Origin of the sequence: uncultured Halovibrio sp. (assembly GCF_913056445.1) — a bacterium.
In the GTDB taxonomy this organism is placed as follows: Bacteria; Pseudomonadota; Gammaproteobacteria; order Pseudomonadales; family Oleiphilaceae; genus Halospina; species Halospina utahensis_B.
Genome location: NZ_CAJXMA010000113.1, coordinates 1 through 7,138 on the forward strand (window position 1 = coordinate 1; position 7,138 = coordinate 7,138).

Here is a 7,138-nt window from a genome sequence, read left to right on the forward strand (position 1 = left end):
TGCGCGGAACCACCACCGCCTCGCGAGGCTCGGGCTCGAGGGTGCGGACGTCCGCGAACATCCCCGGCCGCAGGGCGCCGTCCCCGTTCTCAAGGGTCGCACGCACACGGACCGAGCGGTTTTCCGCCGTGACGGAGCTGTTGATGGCGCTGATCTCACCCTCGAACACACGATCCGGGTAGGCGGCCACCGATACGGTTACGCGGTCTCCCACCTCGACACCGCTGAGGTGTTTTTCGGGTATGGAATATTCGGCGTAGATGGGATCCACCATATTGATCTCCACCGCCGGGGTCCCAGTGGGCATGTACTCGCCCTGATCCACCAGCCGCAGGCCGGTCTTGCCATCGAAAGGCGCGCGCAGGATCTTCTTGCGCAGAAGAGCTTCCTGCTCCCTGACCCGGGCCCGGGCCGCGTCGTAGGCCGCCTCTGCTTCATCGAACTCGGCCTGGGAAACCGCATTCCGCTCAACCAGGTTCGACACCCGCTCAAAGGTCCGACGGGCACTCTCGGCTTCCGCCCTCCGGGTCTCCAGGGCCGCACGATCGGATTCCACATCCAGCTCCACCAGCACATCGCCTTTCTCGACCATGTCACCGGACTCGAAGCGGATGGTCTCAACCACACCGGGAAGCTCATTCGCGACCTTGATGCCGTTAACGGCACGGATGCTCCCCACGGAATTCAACGAGGGCACCCATTCGCGGGTTCCGGCCTGAACCGCCTCAATGACGGCGGGGGGTTTTTCCTTGCTGAGCTGCTGCTGCATCATGCGGAATTCAAAGGCTTTCCAGCCAAAGATCCCGCCAAAAACGATCACCAGCCCGATGGTGACTACGATGAATCGGCTTGAAGTAGACATAACGTCATCCTGACCCGTTGATACAGGGCTGCGACAGAGCGCCCAAAAGGACGCTCAGTCTACTCTTTCGTTACGGGCTCGTCATGGTTTCGTTGCCGCAGGGACCTGGCGCCAGGACAACTGCTGGATGCCGAAGGTATGACGGATTTTCTTGCAGTTGAGCACGGCATTGGCGGGTTCCAGCCGCATCCAGGCATCTTCTTCGTCAATCAGATGCGGACGCTGTGTCTCCGGGAGCTCCTCAAGGAGTTCCAGCCCCAGATCGTAGAGGGAAAGGGTGTCACAGCCGGCGTACTGGTAGGTTCCCCAGGCCTCCGCGCCACAGTCCAACTGCTGGACAACGGCGGTCATGACCCGGGCGCAATCCGACCAGGTGGTAGGCTGCCCCCGATAGCGGCTGCTCAGGCAGAGGGGTTCGCTCGGATCGTGGCTACGCACACGCTCCTGCAACCGCTCCAGCGACCAGCCGGTACGCAGGATCAGATGCCGCGGCAGCCGACTGCGCAGGGACTGCTCACAGTCCCACTGGCACTGGCCCAGAACGGACAGCGGATTGCCCGGATTACTGCTGATGTAGGGCTGCTGCTTGCGCCCGTCAAAAACCTGGCTGCTGGACAGGTTCATCATGGCAATGGCATGAAAAGCGGCCCTTTCCGCCAGTGCCACCGGCAGGTCATGCAGGCGGTGTCGCGTCTCTTGTGGCACCGGCTCGGCCTGCTCCGCATCCACACTGGTGATGGCGTTGATCACCAGATCGAAACAGGGCTCAACCCAGGACTGAAGCTGATCCAGTGCCACATCCGAGGGACGGCTCAACAGCAGCGGCGTGGGTTCGAGCCCAGCCGCAGCGAGCCTTGAAAGCAGCGCTTCACCGAGTTCCCCCGGTTCGTAAACCACCAGTATCTTCAAAACAGGGTCGCTTGCAGGTCCAGAATGTGACGGGTTGCACGATACGACAGCATAACCGCCATTTCAGCCAATGCCCAAGATTGATGCAATGCGTGTAATGGCGGCCATACAAAACACTTGTACACAAAGGAGTATGACCAATGCCCAAGCATCAGCACCATCTGGTAGCCCCCCTGCCGGAAGCCCAGTACCAGAAGGCCCTCGAGGTCATCAGTGACATCCGCAGCAACGGCGTGAGCAAACAGCGCCGGGACGACCTCTACAACCTGATCATGGAACTCACGGAAACCGGCACCGACTTCTTCTTTCTGGAACCACTGCGGCGGATGAATGCCGGTTCCATGCTCCAGAAGATGGCCAGCATGGGCATAAGCAGCATGCTCAAGGGCACCCGGATGGTCATCCACAACGTGCTCAAGAAGGCGGACGACGAGCACATTGAGGGCATCCTGGTCTTCCTGGAAGAGGTTCTGTTCGAACCCGAGAGCAACGCCTGATCAGCCGCCGCCCAAGTATGTCCGGGGGACCCGCGGGGAAACCCCGGTCAGCAGCTCATAACTGATGGTGCCGGCCATGCCGGCCACCTCATCAACACCCACATGGTGCCCCCAGAGCTCGACCGGTGTACCGGTTTCCGCCTCCGGGCACTGGCTCAGATCCACGGCGATCATGTCCATGGAAACCCGGCCGATAAGCCGGCACCGATGCCCAGCCACTGCCACGGGGGTCCCGCTGGGGGCGTGCCGGGGGTAACCATCGCCATACCCGATCTCCACAATCCCCATGCGGCAGTCGGCTTCCGCGACCCAGGTGGCGCCATAACCCACTGACTCACCCGCTGCCAGCTCACGCACGGCGATGATCCGGGACTCCAGGATCATAACCGGCTGCAGGCCGAGTGCTGGCCCTGTCGTGCCAATCAGGGGCGTCCCGCCGTACAGCATGATCCCTGGGCGCGTCCAGTCACAGTCCGGTGCCGGGTCATGGAAGTGAGCCGCGGAGTTGGCGAGGCTGACCTGCAGCTCCGAATGGTCATCCCGGATGCGCTGAAAGCACGCCTGCTGACGTCGGGTTATGGGATCCGAGAGATCATCCGCACAGGCATAGTGGGAAAGGAGACCGACCACCCGCAGACCCGGCTGGGTCTCAAGGCGCTGCCGAAAGGCCGCGACCTCCTGCGGCGCCACACCCAGACGGTTCATACCGGTGTTGCACTTGATCCAGACCGGCACCTCCCCGTTCAGGGCTTCAGCCCCAGCCAGCTGGTGATAGCTGTGCAGAACAGGCTGCAGCTCCAGCGCCGAAACAACCGGCCAGTCCGCCGCCTCATGCACGCCCTCAAGCAGAACAATGGCCGTGGTGATGCCGGCATCGCGCAGGCGCTGTGCCTCCCCGACAGTGGCAACGGCCAGGCAGTCAGTCTCCCCGGCCAGAACCCGGGCCACCGGCTCAAGACCGTGCCCGTAACCGTCGGCCTTGACCACCGCCATGGAGGCCGACTCGGGGGCAAGCTGCCGGGCCTTCCGGAAGTTACTCCTGAGTGCGTCCAGATCGATACGGGCCCGAGTATGGCGCGGCATTAATAGTCGCCCCCGTAATCCCCGTAGGCTAGGTCCTCGAACTTGGTGTACTGACCGAGGAATGCCAGCCGAATGCTCCCGACAGGGCCGTTCCGTTGCTTGCCGATGATGATCTCAGCGATGCCCTTGTCGGTGCTGTCCTCATTGTAGACTTCGTCGCGGTAGATGAAGGCGATCACATCGGCGTCCTGCTCGATCGCCCCGGACTCGCGCAGGTCCGAGTTGACCGGGCGCTTGTTGGGCCGCTGCTCCAGGCTCCGGTTGAGCTGGGACAGCGCGATCACGGGGCAGTTGAGCTCCTTCGCCAGGCCCTTGAGAGCCCTCGAGATCTCGGAGATCTCAGCGGTACGGCCCTCGTTATTGCCGGGCGCCCGCATCAGCTGCAGGTAGTCCACCATGATCATGCCAAGCTCGTTTCCCTGGCTGTCCATCTCCCGGGCAATACGCCGCGCACGCGAGCGCATTTCGGTCGGGCTGAGCGCCGGCGTGTCATCAATATAGAGCGGCTTGTCCTTGAGCAGGCTGATGGCGGAAGTGAGGCGCGGCCAGTCATCCTGTTCCAGGCTCCCGTTACGGATCCGGGTCTGGTCAATCCGGCCAATGGACGAGAGCATCCGCATCACGATGGCATCCGCCGGCATCTCCATGCTGAACACCAGACAGCCCTTGTCGGTTGCCATCAGCATGTTCTCGACCAGGTTCATGGCGAACGCGGTCTTACCCATGGAAGGGCGTGCAGCCACGATCACCAGATCCGAGGGCTGCCAGCCGGAGGTGATGTCATCCAGATCCTTGAAACCGGAGGTCAGCCCTGTCAGCCCACCCTCGGTTTCGAACAGCGACTCGATGCGCTCCAGGGTTTCCCTGAGGATGGGATTGATCTCACGGGGGCCGCCACTCTGCTGGACCTGGTGTTCAGCGATCCGGAATACCTGGCTTTCGGCGGCATCCAGAATCTCGGCGCTGGAACGCCCCTGGGGGTTGAATGCGGAATCGGCAATATGGCCGGAGACTTCGATCAGCTGCCGGAAAACAGACCGTTCCTTGACGATCTCGGCGTAACTTCGAAGGTTGGCCGCACCGGGGGTCTGTTCGACCAGTCGGCCGAGGTACTCAAGCCCGCCACAGGCATCCAGATCTCCGGCCTGCTCGAGCCATTCGCCCACGGTGACCATATCAAGCGGCTTATCATTGGCGATCAGCCGCTCGCTGGCGTGGAATATCAGGCGGTGTTCGGAGCGGTAGAAGTCCCCGGAAGTGATGAGCCCTTCCACGAGCTCCCAGCCCGCATTATCGAGCATCAGGCCGCCAAGAACGGCCTGTTCCGCCTCGATGGAATGCGGGGGCACCTTGACGCGGCTGGTGCGCTCGTCAGCTTCCGGTTCCTGCGCCATCAGCCGGGCACTCCCCTGCTCCGGGCCGGATTCAGCCCTTGACGATGTTCAGCTGGATCGTTGCCTGCACATCGGTATGCAGCTGCAGCGTGATCCCGTACTCGCCGGTCATGCGGATGGGGCCTTCCGGCAGCAGCACTTCGCTCTTTTCGACAGCGGTGCCGTTGGCGGAAACCGCTTCCGCAATATCACGGACGCCAATGGAGCCGAACAGCTTGCCTTCCTCACCGGCCTTGGCTTCGATGGTGACGGAGCTGCCCTCAAGCGCTTCGCCACGGGCCTGAGCGGCCTTCAGCCGTTCAGCAGCAGCCTTCTCAAGCTCTGCACGGCGTTCCTCAAATGCCTTGATGTTCTCTTCGGTGGCGGGAACCGCCTTGCCGTAGGGAACAAGGTAGTTACGCCCGAAGCCCGGCTTGACCTTCACCTGGTCACCCAGATCCCCGAGCTTGTGCATTTTTTCGAGCAGTATAACGTTCATCCCAATAACCTCTGTCTAAAGTCGCTGTCTGATATCAAGCCAGCTGTCGATGACGGCCGCGAAGACCAGCACCAGAAATAACCATGGAACCAGCACCACCAGGGCGATGTAAAAGCCCACAAGCCAGCCGGTACCGAGCCCGCGTTTGGCGAGCGTGCCATGTACCAGGGCGAGGCCCGCAAGCAGCAGCGGAACACCCAGCACCAGAAGGAGCAGCGTTCCATTGATCCCCACGAACTCGCCGACCGCCATGAGAACCAGCAGTCCCAGCGCCGTCGGCGCCGAGAGCCGGAATTCATGGAATTCCGCCTGCAGACCACCCGGATTGAAGAGCCGGGCCTGCCACCCCCTGGCAAGCAGGGACGCCGCAATGGCCAGCGCGTAGTTGAGAACCCCCAGTACCGCGATCATCATGGTGCGGATCACGTTTTCCGGATCCACATCCTCGGGCAGGTTCTCCATCATGCCGGCGTTCATGTCGCCGTAAACCTGCTGGGCCGTTGTGATCAACTGATCAAAAAATGCCGGCGCCACCAGCGGCAGTGCCTGGGCAATCCCTATTGCAAGCGCGGCCCCGGCCAGAAGGGCTTTTTCCCAGGAAACGGTCATCTGCAGCACGCTGCAGATGACCATTGTGATCAGCAGCACCACCAGCGGTGCCGGATCCATCCCGACCCAGAGCCAGGCTGCGCCCGGCAGCAGTGCCCAGAGCCCGGTAACCAGCCCTTTCTGGGGCCCCAGTCTGAGCGTTACGAGCCCAACTGCCGCAGCACCCAGCCAGAACAGGAACGGCAGGACCATACCCCCGACCGCAACAACGGCCGCAGGCATGGGGCCCCGCAGTATGAATTCGGCCAGACGCTGCATCAGCTAACCCGATGGCCGTTACTGGTCGTGGCTGTCGGCGTAGGGCAGCAGAGCCAGGTAGCGGGCGCGCTTGACGGCTGTTGCCAGCTGCCGCTGATAGCGGGCACGTGTGCCGGTGATCCGGCTGGGTACAATCTTGCCGGTTTCAGTGATGTAGCTGCGCAGGGTGTCGAGATCCTTGTAGTCAATCTCCTTGACCCCTTCCGCGGTGAAACGGCAGAACTTACGACGTCTGAAAAAACGAGCCATGAATCGGTATCCTCAGTTCTCTGATGCGTGTTACTCGGCGCTTTCGCCGGCTTCTTCGGTCTCGGAGTCGGAACTGTCTGTTTCCGTCTCCCCGGAATCACCGGAGGTTGTCTGCCGGCGCGGTTTGTCGTCGCCCCGTTCCTCGCGGTTCTCGGCCGCCTTCATGGGCGAGGGTTCAGTTACCGCCTCATCCTTGCGCACGATCAGATCGCGGATGACCGCGTCATTGAACCGGAAGTTGTGCTGCAGTTCACCCAGCGCCTCCTGGGTGCACTCGATGTTCATGAGGATGTAGTGGGCCTTGTGGATCTTGTTGATCGGATAGGCCAGCTGACGCCGCCCCCAGTCCTCGACCCGGTGGACTGTGCCGCCATCGTCGGTGACGAGCTTGGAGTAGCGCTCGATCATGGCGGGCACCTGTTCGCTCTGGTCAGGATGAACCAGTGTCACGATTTCGTAATGACGCATTATCGCTCCTTACGGTTTGAGCAGCTTCCGATCCGTCGCCGAAAGCAAGGAGTGGTGTTGACCCCGTGAAACGGGATCGCACATTTTATGCCCCGTGTACGCCTGATGCAATCGTACGCTGGCGACGGGCCTCAAAAAGGCAGACGCCGGTGGCCACGGAGACATTGAGTGAGCTGACCAGTCCGGCCATGGGGAGATGGGCCAGCTGATCACAGTGCTCGCGGGTGAGACGGCGCATGCCCTTGCCCTCGGCACCCATGACCAGGGCCATGGGGCCGGTGAGATCCAGGTCGTGGATGCCCGCCTCGGCGGCATCCGAGGTGCCGGTGAA

10 protein-coding genes are annotated in these 7,138 nt (G+C 62.1%); 1 reads left to right on the plus strand and 9 read right to left on the minus strand.

Going from position 1 to position 7,138, the window contains the following annotated elements; genetic code table 11:
* A partial coding sequence (locus QZ501_RS14345) for an efflux RND transporter periplasmic adaptor subunit (protein ID WP_295720465.1) occupies positions 1-862 on the minus strand: 862 nt, incomplete at its 3' end.
* A gap of 81 nt (positions 863-943) precedes the next feature.
* On the minus strand, positions 944-1,771 hold the full coding sequence (locus QZ501_RS14350; RefSeq protein ID WP_095617954.1) for a sugar nucleotide-binding protein: 828 nt from the start codon (positions 1,769-1,771) through the stop codon (positions 944-946).
* A 140-nt stretch (positions 1,772-1,911) separates the two neighbouring features.
* On the opposite strand from QZ501_RS14350, the gene QZ501_RS14355 reads away from it, so the two are divergent.
* Positions 1,912-2,268, plus strand: a complete 357-nt coding sequence (locus QZ501_RS14355; protein ID WP_095617955.1) for a hypothetical protein — start codon at positions 1,912-1,914, stop codon at positions 2,266-2,268.
* On the opposite strand, the gene alr is transcribed toward QZ501_RS14355, so the two are convergent.
* The 7 genes from alr to QZ501_RS14390 form a co-directional block, all read right to left on the minus strand.
* A complete protein-coding gene (gene alr / locus QZ501_RS14360; RefSeq protein ID WP_295720471.1) occupies positions 2,269-3,351 on the minus strand; it encodes an alanine racemase in 1,083 nt (360 codons plus the stop codon).
* Positions 3,351-4,745 carry a replicative DNA helicase gene (gene dnaB, locus QZ501_RS14365; RefSeq protein ID WP_095617957.1) on the minus strand — a complete coding sequence of 465 codons (1,395 nt, stop codon included), beginning with the start codon at positions 4,743-4,745 and terminating at the stop codon, positions 3,351-3,353. Before dnaB ends, alr begins: the two co-directional genes overlap by 1 nt.
* 31 nt (positions 4,746-4,776) lie before the next feature.
* Positions 4,777-5,223 carry a 50S ribosomal protein L9 gene (gene rplI / locus QZ501_RS14370; RefSeq protein ID WP_095617958.1) on the minus strand — a complete coding sequence of 149 codons (447 nt, stop codon included), beginning with the start codon at positions 5,221-5,223 and terminating at the stop codon, positions 4,777-4,779.
* A gap of 15 nt (positions 5,224-5,238) precedes the next feature.
* Positions 5,239-6,090: a hypothetical protein gene (locus tag QZ501_RS14375; RefSeq protein ID WP_151440865.1), complete on the minus strand. Its 852-nt coding sequence runs from the start codon at positions 6,088-6,090 to the stop codon at positions 5,239-5,241.
* Between the two features lie 18 nt (positions 6,091-6,108).
* Positions 6,109-6,339 carry a 30S ribosomal protein S18 gene (gene rpsR / locus QZ501_RS14380; protein WP_095617960.1) on the minus strand — a complete coding sequence of 77 codons (231 nt, stop codon included), beginning with the start codon at positions 6,337-6,339 and terminating at the stop codon, positions 6,109-6,111.
* Positions 6,340-6,369: 30 nt separating this feature from the next.
* On the minus strand, positions 6,370-6,807 hold the full coding sequence (rpsF, locus tag QZ501_RS14385) for a 30S ribosomal protein S6 (RefSeq protein WP_095617961.1): 438 nt from the start codon (positions 6,805-6,807) through the stop codon (positions 6,370-6,372).
* Positions 6,808-6,892: 85 nt separating this feature from the next.
* Positions 6,893-7,138 (minus strand): TrmH family RNA methyltransferase (locus QZ501_RS14390; protein ID WP_295720479.1); only part of this gene is annotated, 246 nt, incomplete at its 5' end.

Bases quoted from the DNA above. Each gene is read 5' to 3' on its own strand.
- QZ501_RS14355 (WP_095617955.1), top strand. From the start codon at position 1,912: ATGCCCAAGCATCAGCACCATCTGGTAGCCCCCCTGCCGGAAGCCCAG.
- dnaB (WP_095617957.1), bottom strand. From the start codon at position 4,745: ATGGCGCAGGAACCGGAAGCTGACGAGCGCACCAGCCGCGTCAAGGTG.
- rplI (WP_095617958.1), bottom strand. From the start codon at position 5,223: ATGAACGTTATACTGCTCGAAAAAATGCACAAGCTCGGGGATCTGGGT.
- alr (WP_295720471.1), bottom strand. From the start codon at position 3,351: ATGCCGCGCCATACTCGGGCCCGTATCGATCTGGACGCACTCAGGAGT.
- rpsF (WP_095617961.1), bottom strand. From the start codon at position 6,807: ATGCGTCATTACGAAATCGTGACACTGGTTCATCCTGACCAGAGCGAA.
- rpsR (WP_095617960.1), bottom strand. From the start codon at position 6,339: ATGGCTCGTTTTTTCAGACGTCGTAAGTTCTGCCGTTTCACCGCGGAA.
- QZ501_RS14375 (WP_151440865.1), bottom strand. From the start codon at position 6,090: ATGCAGCGTCTGGCCGAATTCATACTGCGGGGCCCCATGCCTGCGGCC.